This is a genomic window from Nostocoides jenkinsii Ben 74 (assembly GCF_001046875.1).
Taxonomy (GTDB): domain Bacteria; phylum Actinomycetota; class Actinomycetes; order Actinomycetales; family Dermatophilaceae; genus Nostocoides_A; species Nostocoides_A jenkinsii.
In genome coordinates, this window is record NZ_HF571038.1 from 3,155,341 (window position 1) to 3,173,288 (window position 17,948).

15 protein-coding genes and 1 tRNA gene are annotated in these 17,948 nt (G+C 68.6%); 4 read left to right on the forward strand and 12 right to left on the reverse strand.

Going from position 1 to position 17,948, the window contains the following annotated elements; translation table 11 throughout:
- Nucleotides 1-163: 163 nt before the first annotated feature.
- The 3 genes from BN13_RS15110 to aroQ form a co-directional block, all read right to left on the reverse strand.
- Nucleotides 164-1,651 (reverse strand): LCP family protein, encoded by a 1,488-nt coding sequence (locus BN13_RS15110; protein ID WP_053079819.1) that lies wholly within the window; start codon nt 1,649-1,651, stop codon nt 164-166.
- Nucleotides 1,652-1,886: 235 nt separating this feature from the next.
- Complete coding sequence (locus BN13_RS15115; RefSeq protein ID WP_048548047.1) at nt 1,887-2,090, reverse strand: cold-shock protein; 204 nt, start codon at nt 2,088-2,090, stop codon at nt 1,887-1,889.
- Nucleotides 2,091-2,422: 332 nt separating this feature from the next.
- Nucleotides 2,423-2,872, reverse strand: coding sequence for a type II 3-dehydroquinate dehydratase (aroQ, locus tag BN13_RS15120; protein WP_048548048.1), 450 nt, complete (start codon nt 2,870-2,872; stop codon nt 2,423-2,425).
- Between the two features lie 85 nt (nt 2,873-2,957).
- Between aroQ and BN13_RS15125 the strand changes: the two genes are divergently transcribed.
- Nucleotides 2,958-3,044: transfer RNA gene (locus BN13_RS15125), tRNA-Ser, on the forward strand.
- A 540-nt stretch (nt 3,045-3,584) separates the two neighbouring features.
- Nucleotides 3,585-3,920 carry a hypothetical protein gene (locus BN13_RS18380; protein ID WP_053079820.1) on the forward strand — a complete coding sequence of 112 codons (336 nt, stop codon included), beginning with the start codon at nt 3,585-3,587 and terminating at the stop codon, nt 3,918-3,920.
- Nucleotides 3,921-4,060: 140 nt separating this feature from the next.
- Here the strand turns inward: BN13_RS18380 and cysE are convergent, their stop codons facing one another.
- The gene (gene cysE / locus BN13_RS15140; RefSeq protein WP_048548050.1) at nt 4,061-4,678 is read right to left on the reverse strand and encodes a serine O-acetyltransferase; all 618 of its coding nucleotides are present in this window, start codon (nt 4,676-4,678) and stop codon (nt 4,061-4,063) included.
- A 101-nt stretch (nt 4,679-4,779) separates the two neighbouring features.
- Nucleotides 4,780-5,709, reverse strand: coding sequence for a cysteine synthase A (cysK, locus tag BN13_RS15145; protein ID WP_048548051.1), 930 nt, complete (start codon nt 5,707-5,709; stop codon nt 4,780-4,782).
- Nucleotides 5,710-5,999: 290 nt separating this feature from the next.
- Here cysK and BN13_RS15150 point away from each other — a divergent pair, with 290 nt between their 5' ends.
- Nucleotides 6,000-8,201 carry a (Fe-S)-binding protein gene (locus BN13_RS15150; protein WP_048548052.1) on the forward strand — a complete coding sequence of 734 codons (2,202 nt, stop codon included), beginning with the start codon at nt 6,000-6,002 and terminating at the stop codon, nt 8,199-8,201.
- 33 nt (nt 8,202-8,234) lie between these two features.
- Here the strand turns inward: BN13_RS15150 and BN13_RS15155 are convergent, their stop codons facing one another.
- From BN13_RS15155 to BN13_RS15180, 6 genes are all read right to left on the reverse strand, one after another.
- A complete protein-coding gene (locus tag BN13_RS15155; protein WP_048548053.1) occupies nt 8,235-9,473 on the reverse strand; it encodes an enoyl-CoA hydratase/isomerase family protein in 1,239 nt (412 codons plus the stop codon).
- Nucleotides 9,466-11,919 (reverse strand): helix-turn-helix domain-containing protein, encoded by a 2,454-nt coding sequence (locus BN13_RS20465; protein ID WP_048548054.1) that lies wholly within the window; start codon nt 11,917-11,919, stop codon nt 9,466-9,468. The genes BN13_RS15155 and BN13_RS20465 overlap by 8 nt, the downstream gene beginning before the upstream one ends.
- Before the next feature lie 264 nt (nt 11,920-12,183).
- On the reverse strand, nt 12,184-13,110 hold the full coding sequence (locus BN13_RS15165; RefSeq protein WP_048548055.1) for an ABC transporter substrate-binding protein: 927 nt from the start codon (nt 13,108-13,110) through the stop codon (nt 12,184-12,186).
- A 25-nt stretch (nt 13,111-13,135) separates the two neighbouring features.
- Nucleotides 13,136-13,954 carry an ABC transporter permease gene (locus BN13_RS15170; RefSeq protein WP_321162917.1) on the reverse strand — a complete coding sequence of 273 codons (819 nt, stop codon included), beginning with the start codon at nt 13,952-13,954 and terminating at the stop codon, nt 13,136-13,138.
- Complete coding sequence (locus BN13_RS15175; RefSeq protein WP_048548056.1) at nt 13,939-14,571, reverse strand: ABC transporter permease; 633 nt, start codon at nt 14,569-14,571, stop codon at nt 13,939-13,941. The genes BN13_RS15170 and BN13_RS15175 overlap by 16 nt, the downstream gene beginning before the upstream one ends.
- Nucleotides 14,568-15,713, reverse strand: a complete 1,146-nt coding sequence (locus BN13_RS15180) for an ABC transporter ATP-binding protein (protein ID WP_048548057.1) — start codon at nt 15,711-15,713, stop codon at nt 14,568-14,570. The genes BN13_RS15175 and BN13_RS15180 overlap by 4 nt, the downstream gene beginning before the upstream one ends.
- Before the next feature lie 162 nt (nt 15,714-15,875).
- On the opposite strand from BN13_RS15180, the gene BN13_RS15185 reads away from it, so the two are divergent.
- A complete protein-coding gene (locus tag BN13_RS15185) occupies nt 15,876-17,282 on the forward strand; it encodes an MFS transporter (RefSeq protein WP_048548058.1) in 1,407 nt (468 codons plus the stop codon).
- A 30-nt stretch (nt 17,283-17,312) separates the two neighbouring features.
- Here BN13_RS15185 and dcd read toward each other — a convergent pair whose 3' ends face one another.
- Entirely contained in the window at nt 17,313-17,888 is a 576-nt protein-coding gene (gene dcd / locus BN13_RS15190; protein ID WP_048548059.1) for a dCTP deaminase, read from the reverse strand.
- Nucleotides 17,889-17,948 lie beyond the last annotated feature (60 nt).

A 17,948-nucleotide genomic window follows, 5' to 3' on the forward strand; every position in this document is an offset into this window, starting at 1 on the left:
GGGGGGCGAGCGCGCGGCATACGACCGGCTGGTGGAGGCGGTGCGGAGTCCGTATGCCGCGGTGCCCGGCCAGGAGGATCTCGCGACGCCCGCCCCGCCCGGGTTCACCGCGCGGCACGTTACCTACTGCGGGACCTGACGCTACTGCGGGACCTGAGCCGGGCTAGTTGCAAATGTCCTGGCCCGCGTTGCGGGTCTGCAGGGTCTCGGGATCGGTCGCCGTGATCGTCATCGTGGGGAGGGGCTCGGTGCCGACGCGGTTGGGCACCGCAACCGGATTGGCGGCTCCAATCCCGAGATGAACCGAGATCACGTCGCCGACGGACTCGTCCACCTTGAGCACGGCGCCGGGGAAGGCGGCGGCGACGGTGCGGGCAGCCTCGCTCTGGGCCGCCCGGTGCCGGATGACGGTGCCCTTGACGCTACCCACCGTGCCATTGCCATAGCCACCGAGGACGAAGCCCTGCACCGCGAGCGCCGAGCCGGCCTGCACCGCGAGTCCCTCGACACCGGAATCGTTGGTCAGCCGGACGGTGATGGCGTCCGGGGCGACCGTCAACGGTTTGGCTGGCGTGGTGGAGGTTGCGGTGGGTTTGGACGTTCCGGTGGAGCCGGGGAGTGGGGTGTCGTCGCGGATCGCCGCCCACAACGCGTCGGCAGAGGCCTTCCACTGGACACGGTTGTGATCGGCGGGGTACTGCTCGGTTGGGACCGTGACGAACTCGATGTTGTGAACGCCGAGGTCGGAGACGGACTTCGCAATGGAGCTCATCGTGGTCAGGCCGAGATCAGGGTCGGTCGTCAAGGACTTGGTGGCGGCGTTGAGGAAGGAGAAGAGGCGGTCCGGGCGCAGCAGCAATTTGGTGCTCGTAGCCTCTTGAGCGACCGAGGACAGGAACGCTTGCTGGCGCTTGATGCGGTTGAGATCGCTGCCGTCACCCAGGGTCTTGCGCACACGGACATACCCCAGGGCTTCTTTGCCGCTCAGCCGGTGACGGCCCTCACTCAGGGTGAACTGCGAGTCGGCATCGTCGATGTCTTTGGTGGTGCAGACCTCGACCCCGCCCAGCGCGTCGACCATGTCCTGGAAGCCGCGGAAATCCACGACGGCAAAGTGGTGGATGTAAATGCCGGTCAGGCCCTCTACTGTCTTGATGACACAGCCAGGGCCGCCCTGGTTGAAGTTGTAATTCCACTGCCGGACTTCACCATTGGCGACGGTGGAGTTGGGGTCGTTGCAATTCTTGGGAGCCATCGTCATGGAGTCGCGGGGAATGGAGACGACTAGGGCGCGGCGGCGATCTGCGGAGAGATGGACGATCAAATTGGTATCGGAATGGGCGCCGCCCTCAACTGTGTCCTTGCCGTACTCCGTGGTGCCGATGCCCTGACGGCTGTCCGAGCCCATGACCAGGATGTTCAGGGCCTCCGGGGCGCCTTCGCTCACGCTGGCGGTCGACGGCCGCGGCCCAAGGATCTTGCTGACGTCGAGGCGGGTGATATTGCCGCTGAGCTTTGCGTAGGTGAACCAGCCGAGACCGACGGTGGCCACCAACACCGCCACGGCCAAATAGAGCGCAATGCGGCGACGGCGGTGACGCTTGGTGGCGGCGCGTTGGGCGCGCGTGTCTGGGGACGGCTCAGGAGACACCTGACTCCTTCCGCCGCGGGCTCACCCGCCCGACGGACGGTCACCGCAAACGATGACACCCCACCTACCGCTGCACCAAATGGCACCGGGCGGCATCGTCGCGCTCGGACACGATCAACTATGCGGCCCCGTCGTCGCGTGGGGAAAAAACAGCGGCCCCGTCCGTGAGGGACGGGGCCGCCGAGAGGGACCGATCCTGATCAGGCCCAGCGCCAGATCAGGGAGCCCGAGAGGATCAGACCGGACGAACGCGGTCAGCCTGCGGGCCCTTGGGGCCCTGGGTGACCTCGAACTCGACCCGCTGGGCCTCGTCGAGGCTGCGGTAGCCAGTGGTGTCGATCGCCGAGTAGTGAACGAAGACGTCGGGGCCGCCGCCGTCCTGAGCGATGAAGCCGAAGCCCTTCTCAGCGTTGAACCACTTAACAGTGCCCTGTGCCATGGGGTAAATCTCTTTCTTTCGTGCTTGCGACGAGAAAGCGCAATCGGGCGCAATCCCGAGCTGCTAAATTGCCCCCTCATGCTGGGCAGAACCCCCCACACACGGGAGTCGTGGCCTGGCGAGCCTGCTCCCGGTTGGACTTGCTGAGAAACGCTTTCGTGCAACCGCGGGAAACGCTAGCACGCTTCTGCCGGTCTCGCGCGGCGTGAGGGCTCGCGTCTCGCGCCCGCGGCGCCTGAGCGAGCATCGTCCGCGGCTCGCTCGACGAACCGGGTTACCTCTTGTCTCCCAACGGTTTCTGACCGGTCAGTAGCTTAGGCGTCAAGGTGGGCTCACGCCCCGCCGGCGAGGTGGACCCGCGCCGCGATCGTGGCGATGGCGAACTCGTAGCCCAGGGTGCCGCAGCCGGCGATGACCGCGGTGGCGAGGGGAGCGACATACGACAAATGCCGAAAAGATTCCCGGGCGTGGACATTTGAAATATGCACTTCTATGACCGGGCCGGAAACGGCGGCCAGGGCGTCCCGGAGAGCAATGGACGTATGGGTGTAGGCCCCAAGATTGACGACAAAACCCGCCGAATGCCGAAGTTCTTGCACGGCATCGATGAGGGCGCCCTCATGATTGCTTTGTCGGCACTCCACCGCGAATCCCGCCGCATCCGCCGCGCGTCGGCACCGCTCCTGCACGTCGGCCAGCGTCTCGGCACCATAGATGTGCGGCTCGCGCTCGCCGAGCAGGTTGAGATTGGGGCCGTTGAGGACGGCGATCACTCCAGTCACCGCGTCAGTATGCCGCCGCCTCACCCTCCGCCGCTCGTGGCAGTGGCATGGGCCTCTGCGCGTGACGACTAGGCTTGGCCGCCTTGGAGGGCTCGCATAGTGGCCTAGTGCGGCGGTCTTGAAAACCGCTATGGCGGCAACGTCATCGTGGGTTCGAATCCCACGCCCTCCGCTCACTCCGTCTCGCGGAGGCCGTAGGACCCACCACGCCCTCCGCTCACTCCGTCTCGGCACTCACATCACCCCATCGCGACCACGTCACCCCTTCGCGACCACGTCATACGCTGTGAGGGGTGACGTGAACGCGAAAGGGTGATGTGGATGGACAAGCGGACGCACGGCCCCAGCTCGGTCCCCATCGCGGTAGCGGACGTAACTGTGCTCCTCACCGTCCTTGGCCGGTATGAAGCTAAGTTGCGTGGGGGGTCTCTTGATCCCACCGCGGTCACTAGCCTGTGGGGCAGGCTCGTTGCCGTTGGCCTCGCCGACGAGGACACCCCTGTCTCAGCGGCTGTCGTCGCTGCCGGGCTCGATGCGCTGGGCCAACGACTCCGCTATGCACTGGGCGAGTATCCGGTGGATCCGATCAGCGGGCCGAGGTAGCGGCGATCCCGATGGGCTGATCCACGCCTCGCCTGTTTTGGGCGGAAAGCGAAGCCGAGTTGGCCTCGGCCACCCGGTTAAAGTCGTGGGCCAAAAGGAAGGAGACCCCATGTCCAAGTTGTCGTTCTTGCTCGGTGCCGCCGTCGGCTATGTGTTGGGCGCCCGAGCCGGCCAGGAGCGCTACGACCAGATCAAGACCCAGGCCAACAAGATCTGGTCCAGCGACCCGGTTCAGACCAAGGTCAGCCAGGCCACGGATGCGGCCAAGACGAAGGCGGCGCCGTTCGTCGCCGACATGGTCAGCGACGCGGCCAAGAGCACCGCAGCGAAGCTGCGCGACATACGCAGTGGCGAGGAGGACCTGCCCGAGACGCTCCACCGAGGCACCGACGGGCGGTTGCACGCCGAGCACGACTGGGGACCCGCCCCCGGCAAGCTGCCCTAGCGCGCCGGCGGGCACCCGAGGTTCGGGAGACTTTCCGGCGCTTTGGGTGACCTTCTGGCTGTCAGAAAGCCACCCAAAGCGCCGGGTACTGGGATTGGGAGGGAAACCGGCCGGGGAGCCCAGCGCCCAGCAGCGGGGGGCTAGATGAAGAGCGCGGGGTCGCGGAAGAGCGCGTCGTACGGGTCCTCGTCCTGGCTCTTCGGGAATCGATAGACCGCCGGAACGCCCGTGGCGATGGCCCCGGCCGGGACATCCTTGACCACGACCGAGTTGGCACCCACCTGGGCGCCGTCACCGACATACACCGGGCCGAGAATCTTGGCGCCGGCGCCGACGGTGACGCCATGCCCCAGCGTGGGGTGGCGCTTGACGCGCTCCATCGAGCGCCCGCCCAAGGTGACCCCGTGATAAAGCATCACGTCGTCGCCAACCTCGGCGGTCTCGCCGATGACCACGCCCATGCCGTGATCGATGAAGAAGCGCCGGCCCAGCGTGGCGCCGGGGTGGATCTCCACCCCGGTCACCGCGCGGGCGACGTAGGCAATCAACCGGGCGAGAGGCCTGGCGAGCCGGTTGCCCCACAACGCATGCGCCAGCCGGTGCAGCCAGATGGCATGCAGGCCGGCGGAGGTGAACAGCACCACCAGCCGCGAGGTCGCGGCCGGGTCACGTTTGAGCGCCGCGTCCAGATCCTCCCGGATGCCGGCGAGCGCCCCGCCCAAGAGGGGCGAGTCACCTGACGGTGAACTGACCAGCATTCGGGTCACCTCGATCGGTCGAACTGGGTCGGAAAACGAGACAGGCGCCGTGCCTTCGTATGCCGCGTGCAGGCTCACGCGCGCGGCATACGACGTGCGGGTCAGTCCAGGAGGTCGGAGAAGAGGATGGTGGAGAGGTAGCGCTCGCCGAAGCTGGGGATGACGACGACGATCGTCTTGCCCGCATTCTCGGGGCGGCGAGCCACCTGGTCGGCGGCGGCCAGCGCGGCACCCGAGGAGATGCCGACGAGCAGGCCCTCCTCCTTGGCGGCGCGGCGGGCCCACTCGACGGCGGTGTCGGCGTTGATGTCGATGACCTCGTCATACACGGAGGTGTCGAGGATCTCGGGGACGAAGTTGGCGCCCAAGCCCTGGATCTTGTGTGGGCCGGGCTGGCCGCCGTTGAGGATCGGGGACTCGGCCGGCTCGACGGCGATGATCTGCACGCCGGGCTTACGCTCCTTGAGGACCTGGCCGACACCGGTGATCGTGCCGCCCGTGCCGATGCCGGAGATGAGGATGTCGACCCCGCCGTCGGTGTCCTTCCAGATCTCCTCGGCCGTGGTCTTGCGGTGAATCGCGGGGTTGGCCTCGTTGGCGAACTGGCGCGCGAGGATCGCCCCGTCGCGCTCGGCGACGATCTCGTCGGCGCGGTTGACCGCGCCCTTCATGCCCTCGCTGCCCGGGGTGAGGATCAACTCGGCGCCATAGGCGCGCAGCAGCGCACGGCGCTCCTTCGACATCGTCTCGGGCATCGTCAGCACGACGTTGTAGCCACGAGCCGCGCCGACCATGGCCAGTGCGATGCCGGTGTTGCCGGAGGTCGCCTCGACGATCGTGCCGCCCGGCTCCAACGCCCCGGACGCCTCGGCGGCGTCGATGATCGAGACGCCGATGCGGTCCTTGACCGAGTTGGCGGGGTTGTAGAACTCCAGCTTCGCCGCCACCGTCGCCTCGCTGTCGATGATGCGGTTGATGCGCACCAGCGGGGTGTTGCCGATCAGCTTGGTGACGTCGTCGTAGATGGGCACGGTCGAACTCCTGCAACTCGATTGGATGGAACTTTGCGTTATGCATCGCCTAACGCCACGTTATGCTAACCCATTCCCGAGGTGGCGCCATGGCGCCGATCACGTCCGGCAGCGCGACCAGTGACACCCGGCGGCGCGGGCAGGGTGGCGCACGCGACACCCACGCCCGGCCGAGAACACCCCACCGCCGCGAACCCGCTTTGTAGACTGCCGAAAGCCCCTGGGTCAGCCGGTCCGGTCCCTGGGACGCATCGTCGCCCGGGGTCGCTTCGGGCAGGTTGGAGTGGATTATGCGCTTGGTCCTGATCCTCGGGCTCTTGCTCAATCTCATCGCGCTGCCCATCGTGCTGCGGCGCGTGATCTGGCTGACCCGACTCATCACCAGCGGCCAACCGGCCCCCGACCGACTCGACGGTGCCGGTGGTCGCGTTGCCACGGCGTTGAAGGGTCAGCTCACCGAGGTCTTCGGCCAGCGCAAGCTGCTGAAGTGGACCGCCCCGGGGCTGGCGCACTTCTTCGTGTTCTGGGCCTTCATGATCCTGTCGACGGTCTATATCGAGGCCTACGGCGCGTTGTTCAAGCCCGACTTCGAGATCCCGATCATCGGCAAGTGGCGCATTCTTGGCTTCGCCCAGGACACCATCGCCCTGTGCTGCCTGGTCGGCTTGGTCGTCTTCGCGATCATCCGGTTCACCAACGACCCGGCCAAGCTCGGCCGCCGCTCCCGCTTCCGGGGCAGCCACCTCGGCGGCGCCTGGCTCGTGCTGTTCTTGATCTTCTGCGTGATCTGGTCGATGTTCCTGTTCCGCGGTTCCGCGGCTGCGCTCGGCAACTACACCAATGAGGGCGCTTGGGTGTCGCAGGCCCTCGGTCGGGCGATGGACGGGCTCAGCCACGGCACGCTCGAGTTCCTGGAGGGCTTCGGCCTGCTCCTGCACATCGGGATCATGCTGGGCTTCCTCATCGAGGTTGTGCACAGCAAGCACTTGCACATCTTCGTGGGCCCGATCAATGTCGCCTTCAAGCGGCCACCGGTCGCCCTCGGCGCCGCCCAGCCGCTCATGGTCAACGGCAAGGCCGTCACCATGGAGGACCTGGAGGAGATGGAGGACGAGGAACCCGTCCTCGGCGTCGGCAAGGTGGAGGACTTCACCTGGAAGGCCATGCTCGACTTCGCCACGTGCACCGAGTGCGGCCGCTGCCAGAGCCAGTGCCCGGCGTGGAACACCGAGAAGCCGCTCTCGCCCAAGATGCTGATCATGAACCTGCGGGACGCGGCGTTCGCCAAGGGCCCGTGGATCCTGGCCGCCGAGGACGCCCGCGAGGGCCTGCCGGAGTCCGTTCAGGAAGCAGCCGTCCGGCCGCTCGTCGGCGCCACCGAGGGCGACCCGACCTCCCCGGACGGCGGCGCAGTGATCGACCCGGACGTCCTCTGGTCTTGCGTCACCTGTGGGGCCTGCGTGCAGCAGTGCCCCGTCGACATCGAGCACGTGGACCACATCATCGAAATGCGGCGCTACCAAACTCTCGTCGAGAGCGCCTTCCCCAGCGAGTTGGGCTCTCTCTTCCGCAACATGGAGAGCAAGGGCAACCCCTGGGGTATGTCCGCGCGCGCCCGGATGGACTGGGCCAAGGACCTGCCCTTCGACGTCCCGGTCGTCGGCGCCGACGTCGAGAGCCTCGACGAGGTCGACTACCTCTTCTGGGTCGGGTGCGCGGGCGCCTTCGAGGACCGCGCGAAGAAGACGTCACGCGCGGTGGCGGAACTCCTGCATACGGCCGGGGTGAGCTTTGCCGTCCTCGGTGACGGCGAGAGCTGCACCGGCGATTCGGCGCGACGCGCGGGCAACGAGTTCCTGTTCCAGATGCTCGCCCAGCAGAACATCGAGATGCTCGGCGAGGTGAACGCCCGCAAGATCGTGGTGACCTGCGCGCACTGCTTCAACACGCTGAAGAACGAGTACCCGCAGCTCGGCGGCAACTATGAGGTCCTGCACCACACGCAGTTGCTCAACCGCCTCGTCCGCGAGCGCCGGCTCACCCCGGTGGCCCGGCCCAGCCAGCCGCCGGTGCCGAGCACGGCCAAGGTCGTCGAGTCCAGCGCGGACACGGTGACTTATCACGACCCGTGCTACCTCGGGCGGCACAACCAGGTCTATGCCCCCCCGCGCGAGCTCATCGAGGCGCTCCCCGGCGTCACGCTCAAGGAGATGCCGCGCAATTCCGAGACGTCCTTCTGCTGCGGCGCCGGCGGCGCCCGCATGTGGATGGAGGAGAAGATCGGGACCCGCATCAACGTCAACCGCACCGACGAGGCGCTCGCGACGGGTGCGCAGCGGATCGCGGTGGGCTGCCCGTTCTGTCGCGTCATGCTGTCCGATGGTCTGACCGAGCGGCAGACCGACGGCCGCTTCGAGAATGTCGAGGTCGTCGACGTCGCGCAGATGCTTCTCGCCGCGGTCAAGCGCAGCGACGAGCTCGCGGAGGTCTAGGCCGCGGAGATTTAGGCCGCGGTGGTCTGAGAGTCAGCGCGCGTCGAGATAGGTCGCCACGTCGGCGGCCGAGACATCCTCGAGGCGCGTATGCCGCCACCGCGGCTGGTCCTTGTCGATCAGCCGCGCGCGGACCCCCTCGACGAAGTCGCCGCCGTGCATCATCGCGTCGGCGATGCGGCGGTCAGTCGCGAAGGCGCTGGCGAGGTTCTGCTCGGTCTCTGCCCGGCGAAGGCGCGCGAGGGACACCGCGACCGCCAGCGGCGAGCGCGTACGCAAGAGCGCACCGCACGCGCGGGCACGCGCATCCGGGTGCTCCTCCAGACGAGCGACGATGAGCGCCGGATCGTCGCCGGGGAAACAGGCGTCGATCCACTCCCGATCGTCCTGGAGCCGGCTCACCCCGCCCGAATTTCCGTATGCCGTGCCCGCCCCGTTTGCCGTGCCCACACCCTCTGCCGGTCCCACACCGTTTGCCGCCCCCATCCCGTATGCCGCAGCCAACGCCTGGATGTCCGCGTCGCTGACGTCTCCGTCCGCGGCAAGGCGGGTGGTCGCCGTCAGCGCGTCGGTGACAGACTCGGTGGGCAGCACGACGTCGGTCAACCCAACGTACTGAGCATCGACCGCGCCGATGGTCTCCCCCGTCATGGCCAGCCAGGCGCCGAGTTCCCCCGGCGCGCGGGCCAGCATTGGGGTCATGGCGACATCGGGGAAGAAGCCGATCGCGGTCTCGGGCATGGCGAAGCGCGCATCCTGGGTTGCCCAGCGGTGCCGCGCATGGGCGCTCAGGCCGACGCCGCCGCCCATGACGTAGCCGTGCTGGAGGGCAATCACGGGCCGGGCGAAGGCGGCGAGGGCCGCGATCGCGGCATACTCCTGCGCCCAGAACGCGCTCGCGTCGTCGGGCCGTCCGTCGACGATCGCGGCCCGGGCGGCGACGACATCGCCGCCGGCGCAGAGCGCCCGGTCACCGGCTCCGGTGACGTGGACCAGCCTCACGCGCGGGTCTTGCTCCCAGGCGGCGATGGTCGCGAGGAGGGCGTCGACCATCGACTGGGTCAAGCAGTTCAGCGCCCGCGGACGGTTCAGGACGACGTGACCGACGCCGTCGACGACCGAGGTGAGCAGTGGGGCATCGGCCGCGTGGCCGTTCGGCTCGGGCGTGGTCGAGTCGGGCAGGGCCGGCTCAGGCGTGGTCGGCTCAGGCAGGGCCGGATCGGGCGTGGTCGGCTCGGGCAGGGCCGGCTCAGGGGTGGTCGGCTCAGGCATGGTCGGCCATCAGCGCCGCGAGCTTGGCGCGCGAGGACACGTCGAGTCGACGGAAGATCTGGGCCAGGTGGTTGTCCACGGTTCGCGGCGAGAGGTAGAGCCGCTCGGCGATCTCTTTGCTGCTCAAGCCCTTAGCGACCAACTCGGCCACGGCGAATTGCGCCTTGGTGAGGGTGGCCGCCAAGCCCGCCGGCCCGTCCTCGCCCAGGCTGCCGTCCTCCAACCGGCCAGCCTCCGAGACCCCCTTGGCGGTCATGACGCCCGAGGCGACCCAATCGCCCGGCGACCGCGGCGCCGGAATCCGTGTCTCGTCGAAGCCGGGTCGGGGGCGACGCGCCGCACCCGCGTGCCCCCGTAGCGCCACCGCGGCGCCGGCGAAGCGTTCCGCGCGCGGCCGAGCCGACTCGGCGAGAGTCACCGCCAGGCCGTCCAGGGCATCGGCGACGCGCAGCGGCATGGGGCAGGCGGCGGCGCGGCGGACGGCCGCGGCATACGAACTGCGGGCCTGCGCCTCATCCCCGGCGCCAAGGAGGGCGTCGCCGAGCACGATCCGCGCCTCGACGCCGTCGCGCTCAAGGCGCGCGCTGTCGGCCAGCATGACGACATCCGCCGCGAGGCCAGCCGCGCGCACGGGATCGCCGGCGGCGAGCATCTCGCGCGCCCCCTGTAGCTGGTAGCCGAGCCGAATGGCCCAGGGCAGCGACTCCGGCTCGGGGGTCAGCGCCGCAGCCTCACCGGTCAGACGGCGATGCAGGATGTCGGCGAGCAACGCGATCCGGTCCTCCGCGAGCGCCAGCGCCTCGGCGCGGGCGCCCCGAGCGATGGCGATGGCTTCGAGTTCGCGGCCTTGCTCCCAGGCGAGATAGCCGATCAGGATCCGGGCGGCGATGGCCAGCCAGCGCTCCTCGGGCGGCGGGCCTTCGATGATCCGCGGGGCGATCGACTCCCCCTCGGCGAGGCAGCCCTGGCTGACCGCGACATCCATCAGCGTGCGGGCCGCTTGCCGGCGGACGTAGCTGTCGGCGACATCGGAGTTGAGGATGGACGTCGCTTGCTCCCGGGCCTTGTCCAACTGCCCGCCGTCGAGGTGAATCTCGGCGCGGATCGACAGCGTGCGCGCCAGTTGGACGCCACCGTCGTCCGCGCGCCGTGCGGGTTCCTCGGCAAGGTCCAAGAAGCGCAGGCCTTCGAAGGTGCCGCGAACTTCCGATGCGCAGATGCCGGCGCGGCGGGCGACCTGGCACCACGTCGTCACCGGGCCGGGCCCCGCCCCGAGGGGAAGTTCGAACAGCGCCAGCGCGTCCTCGGGGCGCATCGCGACATAGAGCGCGCTGAACGCTCGATTGGCGAGGTGATAGCCGAGGTCGAGGGAGTCCGGTCGAGCACAGGCCGCGGCGACGGCCGCGTGAATGACCTCCAGTTGCCCGAGCCAGGGCTCGTCGCTGCTGCCATCCGAGTCTCCAGCCGGCAGCGTTTCGTCCGCCCAGCGAATCAGGGCCACGGCGCTGGCCTCGGCGTCGCCCCCGTCCGGCGCCTGCTCGCGGGCTTGCTCTCGTGCTTGCTCTCGGGCGAAGCTCCGCACGGTGGCCAGCATGCTCACGCGCTCGTCCTCGTGGAGGGTGACCAGGCCGTGGCGCTCCAGTCGCGCGATGACTCCGATCGCCACAGCGCGGGGCTGGCCGATCATGTGGGCGACGACATCGACACCGACCGCGACATCCAGGACGGCCATTCGTCGCAGGGCCCGTTGGGAGGTCTCGTCGACGAGGGCGTATGACGCGGCCACCGCCCCGCTGAGCGAGTCCGCGGGCGTCACCGAGTCGATGCCGGCGAGGGCGGCTTGGACCGCGAACTGTTCGATGAGCAACGGCACCCCGGCACTTGCCTGCAGCAGCCGCCGCACCCCCGCATCGTGCCGCTGCAGGTCGAGGTCGCCGCCAGCTCCGATGAGCTTGCCGACGAACAGGTCCACCGCCGGACCGTCGAGGGGTGCGTCCGGCCCGGGTAGCGGTAGGGGGTCGACGCGCAGCGTCGAGGCGACCCGCGAGGCCATCGGCAGGGTCGACGTCACGAGAATGCGGGCGGTGGTCGTCATGGCGTGGAGTTCGTCGACGAACTCCGCGATCTCCAGCGGGCTGGTCTCGTCCATTCCGTCGAGCACCAGCACTCCCTCCCCCTCATCGAGCGCCCGCTTGAGCGTCATCAACTCGGAGTCACCGGGCGCCGTGTCGGGGGCAAGGATCGCGATGGCGTCGGCGACGATCTGGGTGACCCCGGCGGGAGTGACGGGCACCCACACGGAGGTTCCGGCTCCCCATACGGCATGGCGGGCGATGAGAGTCTTGCCGACCCCCGGGGACCCAACCAGGGCGGCGACGCGGTGCGTGACCAGGTCCGAGCGGACCTGGGCCAGCACCTCCCGGCGACCGAGGCAGGGAGGCAGCATCTACTCAGGCTACTTGAGCGCGGATATGAGTGAAATTACCGATGCGGACTGGACCTGGCCCCGGGCACATTAGAGGCATCGACAGGGATGATCCGGTTCCCAGCACCGGAGCTACCTGGCGAAGCCTTGGAGGGACAGGCTTCGCCGGATGTCTTGGTCGATGCCGGTGTCACTCCTGTTAGGGGGAGGGATTGCACGCCCTGGAGGCGGTTCGGTCGGGGGGCCGAACCGCCTCTCCGGCATTCTCCGGTCGTTATCGAGGCATCAACCGAGGCCGTTGGCGGCCAGGAACTCCTTGGCGACAACCTCGGGATCGGTCTTGTCGATGTCGGTCTTCTTGAGCATGTCGGCCAATGCCGCAGTGGTCAGCTTGGCGCTGACCGCGTCGAGAGCGGCGCTGACCTGCGGTGTCACCTTGGCCTTGACGGCCAGCGGCACGACATTCTGCGATCCGAAGAGCCGCTTGTCGTCGGTCAGCGTGACGAAACCGTTAGCCGCAATCGCCGGATCGGTCGAGAAGATGTTGGCGGCATCCACCTGACCGTTGGCCAGTGCCTGGACGAGTTGCTGACCCTTCAACGCGCGGAAGGTCTTGAAGGTGACGCCGTAGGTCTTGGTCAGGCCCTCGACTCCTTGCGGCCGGGTCTGGAACTCCGGGGGCGCACCCAGGCTGAGGTTGCCCGAGACGGAAGCCAGGTCGGCGATGCTCGAAAGTTTGTACTTGTCTGCCGTGGCCTTGGTGACATTGATCGAGTCGTTGTCCTCCGCGGCGGACTTGGCGAGCACCTGCAGGGTGTCGGGGATGAGGCCCTGAACGGCTGCGTAGACCTTGTCGGGGTCGGTCTCGCTGAACGCCTTGTCATAGAAGAAACCGAGCGCGCCGGTGTATTCGGGGACGACGTCGATCGAGCCGTCGACCAGCGCCTTGAGGTAGATCTCGCGCGCGCCGATGTTGAGCTTGGTCGTGGCGTTGATGCCCTTTGCCTGCAAAGCACCGGCATAGATGTAGGCGAGAAGTTGGCTCTCGGAGAAGTCGGCGGAACCGACGACGATGCTGCCGCTAGCGGCGCCGGACGAGGAGGCAGTCGAGGACGTGGAGCCGGTCGCGAGCGGGTCGCCGGACCCGCCGCAGGCGGCGAGCAAGCCCGTCGCCAGCACCACGGTGGTCAGCCGGAGGGGGATCGAGGACATCAAAACTCCTAGGTCGTATGCCGCGTCAGCGGTCGGCGGGCGTCGCCGAGGTGGTCGGGTGGCGGCCGGAGGGGTCAACGACATCCGGGCCGGTTTGCTTCCCTCCGCCACGCGCTGAGCGCGCGGCGCGGCGGAAGGTCGAGCGAGGGGACGTTGGCGGTCGGCGAAGGCCCGGACTGACGACGAGGCGCTGGATCGCCGCCATGGCGAGGTCGGCCAGTAGTGCCAGCCCGGCGACCAGGAGAGCTCCGCCGGCCATCACGGCATACAGACCGGAGGCGAGCCCGTCGATGAGATAGCGGCCGAGACCGCCGAGACCGACATAGGCGGCGATCGTCGCCGTGGCGACGACTTGGAGCACCGCCGAGCGCAGGCCGGAAAGGATCAGCGGCAAGGCGATGGGGCCCTCGACCTGGCGCAAGACCTCGCTGCTGGTCAACCCAACTCCTTTGGCGGCATCGCGGACCGCCGGGTCCACGGCTTCGACCCCCGCATAGGTGCCCGCCAGGATCGGCGGAACCGCCAACAGCACCAGGACGATGATGCTCGGCAGGCTGAAGGCCAGGTCACCGCGCAGGTGGGGTCCCAGCCACAAGGAAATGGCAAACAGCAGGCCGATGGTCGGAATGGCACGGGCGGCATTGGCCGTCGCGATCAACCACCGCCCGCGTCCGGTGTGCCCGGCCCACAACCCCAGGGGGATCGCGATCAGCGCCGCAATCAGCAGAACGATCGCGCTGTAACGCACATGCTCGACCAACCGGGCGGCGATGCCGGTCGCCCCGGACCAGTTGGCGGGGTCGGCGAGCCAGCGCCATACGTTGGCGATCACGAGGCCCGCCACGGGGTCAAGAGCCGTTCAACGCCGACGACGGCACGGTCGAATACGAGCGCGAGAAGCAAGGTGGCGAGGATGCCGGTGATCAGTTCGGCCGGAATATTGCGGTTGTAGCCGTCGGTGAGCAGGTCGCCGAGTTGGGCGACCCCGATCAGGGAGGCGATGCTGACGATGCTGACATTGCTGACGGCGGCGACCCGCATCCCGGCGGCGATGACCGGGACTGCCAACGGGAGTTGCACCTGCCAGAGCCGCCTCAGCGCCCCCAAGCCCATCGCGGTGGCCGCCGCGTCGACATCCCCCGGCACGGAGCGCAGTCCGTCGACGACCGTGCGGACCAGCAGTGCCACCGTGTAAATCGTCATCGCCACCACGACGTTGACCGGATCAAGGATCCGCGTGCCCAGCATCAAGGGCATCAGGATGAACAGCGCCAGCGACGGGATCGTGTAGAGCAGGCCGGTGCCGACGACCATCACGGGGGCGAGAACGGGGACCCGATGTGCCAACCAGCCAAGTGGTATGGCGAGCACGAGGCCCAGCAACAGCGGGATGCCGGCCAAAAGCACGTGGCGCCAGGCGAGGTCGGCGATCTGCCCCGCGTGGTCGAGGGCCCAGGTCATGGCGCGGCGGCGCTCGGTGACGTGACGCCGCTCGGTGACGCGGCGGCAATCGCGGATGCCGCTGCGTTCGCGGCGTTGGCGCGCTCGTGGGCCAGCGCGCGCAGCACTTCCTCTGCGGTCACGGTCCCGGCGAGGCGGCCCTCGTCGTCGATCACGACCCCGCGCCCGGACGGGCTGGAGAGGGAGGCATCGAGGGCGGCGCGCAGCGAGCCACCCGCCGGCGCCAATGTCCCGCCGGTTAACAACTCTGTTGTGACCGGACCGGGGTGACGCGCGCCGTCGATCCATCCCAACGGGCGTCGCTCCGGATCGACGACGAGCACCCAGCCGTCCGCCGCGACGATGGGTGTGCCCACCTCGACGGTGGCTTCGGAATGCACCGGCAGGTCTGCCGCGACGAAGCCCAGAGCCCGGTATCCGCGGTCCCGCCCGACGAACCCGGCGACGAAGTCATCAATGGGTGTGGCCAGCAACTCGGCCGGCGGCGCGACCTGGGCGAGGCGACCCCCGACGCGCAGGACGGCCACTTGATCGCCGAGCTTGATCGCCTCGTCGATGTCGTGCGTGACGAACAGAATCGTCTTGCCGAGTTGGGCCTGCAGGCGGCGGAACTCGTCTTGAAGCTGATCGCGCACAACCGGATCGACGGCCGAGAAGGGCTCGTCCATCAGCATCACCGGCGGGTCGGCCGCCAACGCCCGCGCGACCCCGACGCGCTGCTGCTGACCCCCGCTGAGGGCAGCCGGATAGCGCGACGCCAGCGCAGCGTCGAGGCCCACCGTCTCGAGGAGCTCGCGCGCCCGGGCGTAGGCGCGTCGCTTGTCCCACCCGAGCAGCAGCGGCACCGTCGCGATATTGCGCTCGACCGTGTGGTGCGGGAACAGCCCGCCTTGCTGAATGACATAGCCGATGCCGCGCCGCAGCTGTGCCGGGTCGAGCGACCCGGTGTCGGTGCCGTCGATGGTGATCCGCCCACTTGTCGGGGTGATCATCCGATTGACCATGCGCAGGGAGGTGGTCTTGCCGCAGCCGGACGGGCCGACCAATACCGTGATCTGCCCGGTGGGCGCGGTGAGCGAGAGGTTGTCGACGGCGGTGGTGCCATCGGCATACGTCTTGCTCACGGATTCGAATCGAATCATCAGGGCCTCCCCCGGGTCGGGATCTCACGCTAACTCAGGGCACCGACAACGGTGCCCGCAAGAGTGCGGTGGGACCGGGCGGGTGGTCGGCGGAGGGAGGCGAGGGCGGGGGTTGTCGGCGGCGCGGCATACAGTCCGGGAACGAGCGAGAAGGAGGTGAGGATGGCACTGCGGCGCAACACCACGGCCGGGCGCGGCGCGCTGGCCGCCGTCACGCTCGGATCCGGGATGGCCCTGCTCGACGGCACCGTCGTCAACCTCGCCGTGCCGACGATCGGCCGAGAACTCGACGCGTCGTTGGCTCAGGTGCAATGGGTGGTCAATGGCTACTTGCTGTCGATGGCGGCGCTCATTCTGGTCAGTGGGGCGCTCGGCGACCGGGTCGGTCGGCGACGGGTCTATTCGGTCGGCATCGCCCTCTTTGCCATCGCCTCGCTGGCGTGTGCGCTTGCCGCGGATCCAGCGCAGCTGATCGCTGCCCGGGTGGCGCAGGGTGTCGGTGGGACGTTGCTGACCCCGGGGGCCTTGGCCGTCATCCAGGCGAGCTTCGCGCCCGAGGACCGGGCATCAGCCATCGGCACCTGGGCGGGCACATCCGGCATTGCGACGGCTCTTGGACCCTTCGTCGGGGGCGTCCTGCTCGATCACGGCGGCTGGCGGTGGATCTTCGCCATCAACCTGCCGATCGCGGCGGCCGTCCTGTTCTTGGTCTGGCGCTTCGTGCCGGAGAGCCGAAATCCCGAGGCGAGCGGTGGGCTCGATGCGGTTGGGGCCGCGCTCACGGTCGGTGGCCTCGGGTTGTTGACCTGGGGCCTGATCGGGGCAGGTGAGGCCGATCCTCCAGTGACGTTGCTGCGAACTGTCGGCGGCTTGGTCCTGCTTGGAGGATTCACGGCATACGAACGCCGGGCGACGCGCCCGTTGGTGCCCATGGGCCTGTTCGGATCGCGGGTGTTCTCCGCTGCCAATGGGATGACGTTCCTGGTCTACGGCGCGCTCGGGGCGGTGATGTTCTTCCTCGTCATCCAGTTGCAGGTCTCGGCCGGCTTCAGCCCAATGGCGTCCGGGCTCGCGAGTTTGCCGGTGACGGTCGCCCTGTTCACGCTGTCATCCCGGGCCTCCGCGCTCGGGCAGCGGATTGGGCCCCGTCTGCCGATGACGGTCGGGCCGCTGGTGTGTGCGGCCGGTGTGGCGTTGATGAGTGGCGTCGGGGGTGGCACCAGGTACTGGACCGGGGTGTTCCCCGGCATGGTGCTCTTCGCGCTCGGGCTGGCGGCGCTCGTCTCGCCGCTGACCGCCTCCGTGCTCGCCGCCGCGCCCGATCGGCTCGCCGGGACGGCCTCGGGCATCAACAATGCGGTCGCGCGGTCCGGCTCGCTGCTCGCGGTGGCCGCCCTGCCGCCGCTCGTCGGCCTCACCGGCGATGCGTATGCCGATCCCGCCGCCTTCACCGCCGGCTACCGTCCTGCGATGCTCGCCTGCGCGGTGCTCCTCGCCGGTGGCGGCATCGTCAGTTGGTTCGGCCTGGCCGGCACGCGGCCTAATCAACCGGAAGGCGGTGATGCCTGAGGGTTGGCGTCGCCTAGAAGACCTCGATGCTTAGACGTCGGTGCGGTGGAAGTTCTTGAAGCTGCGTGACGCCGTTGGGCCGCGCTGTCCTTGATAGTGCGAGCCGTATGCCGCGCTGCCATACGGATTCTCGGCCGGGCTGGAGAGGCGGATGAAGCAGAGCTGGCCGATCTTCATGCCGGGCCAGAGCATGATGGGCAGGGTCGCGACGTTGGAAAGTTCCAGTGTCACGTGCCCGCTGAACCCCGGGTCGACGAAGCCGGCCGTGGCGTGCGTCAGCAGCCCGAGTCGGCCTAGGGAGGACTTGCCCTCCACACGAGCGGCGAGATCGTCGGGCAGCGTCACGGCCTCCAGGGTTGACCCCAGCACGAACTCGCCGGGGTGGAGCACGAAGCCCTCGTCCGGATCCACCTCGACCAGTCGCGTCAGCTCGGGCTGGTCTTGGGCCGGGTCGATCACCGGGTACTTGTGGTTGTCGAACAACCGGAAGAACTTGTCGAGCCGCACGTCCACGCTGCTCGGCTGGATCATTGCCGGCTCCCAGGGGTCCAGCACGACCCGCCCGTTATCGATCTCGGCGCGGATGTCACGGTCGGAGAGCAGCACGGGGCAAACCTACCGATCTGCCGGCGACGCCGCCGAGCCCGCCGCTCCGACAGGTTGCCG

Excerpts from the sequence above, each read along its gene's own strand:
- BN13_RS15150 (WP_048548052.1), top strand. The coding sequence starts at position 6,000 with ATGCGCTTGGTCCTGATCCTCGGGCTCTTGCTCAATCTCATCGCGCTG.
- BN13_RS15180 (WP_048548057.1), bottom strand. The coding sequence starts at position 15,713 with ATGATTCGATTCGAATCCGTGAGCAAGACGTATGCCGATGGCACCACC.
- cysE (WP_048548050.1), bottom strand. The coding sequence starts at position 4,678 with ATGCTGGTCAGTTCACCGTCAGGTGACTCGCCCCTCTTGGGCGGGGCG.
- BN13_RS15175 (WP_048548056.1), bottom strand. The coding sequence starts at position 14,571 with ATGACCTGGGCCCTCGACCACGCGGGGCAGATCGCCGACCTCGCCTGG.
- BN13_RS15115 (WP_048548047.1), bottom strand. The coding sequence starts at position 2,090 with ATGGCACAGGGCACTGTTAAGTGGTTCAACGCTGAGAAGGGCTTCGGC.
- BN13_RS15185 (WP_048548058.1), top strand. The coding sequence starts at position 15,876 with ATGGCACTGCGGCGCAACACCACGGCCGGGCGCGGCGCGCTGGCCGCC.
- BN13_RS15155 (WP_048548053.1), bottom strand. The coding sequence starts at position 9,473 with ATGCCTGAGCCGACCACCCCTGAGCCGGCCCTGCCCGAGCCGACCACG.
- BN13_RS15165 (WP_048548055.1), bottom strand. The coding sequence starts at position 13,110 with ATGTCCTCGATCCCCCTCCGGCTGACCACCGTGGTGCTGGCGACGGGC.
- BN13_RS20465 (WP_048548054.1), bottom strand. The coding sequence starts at position 11,919 with ATGCTGCCTCCCTGCCTCGGTCGCCGGGAGGTGCTGGCCCAGGTCCGC.
- BN13_RS18380 (WP_053079820.1), top strand. The coding sequence starts at position 3,585 with ATGTCCAAGTTGTCGTTCTTGCTCGGTGCCGCCGTCGGCTATGTGTTG.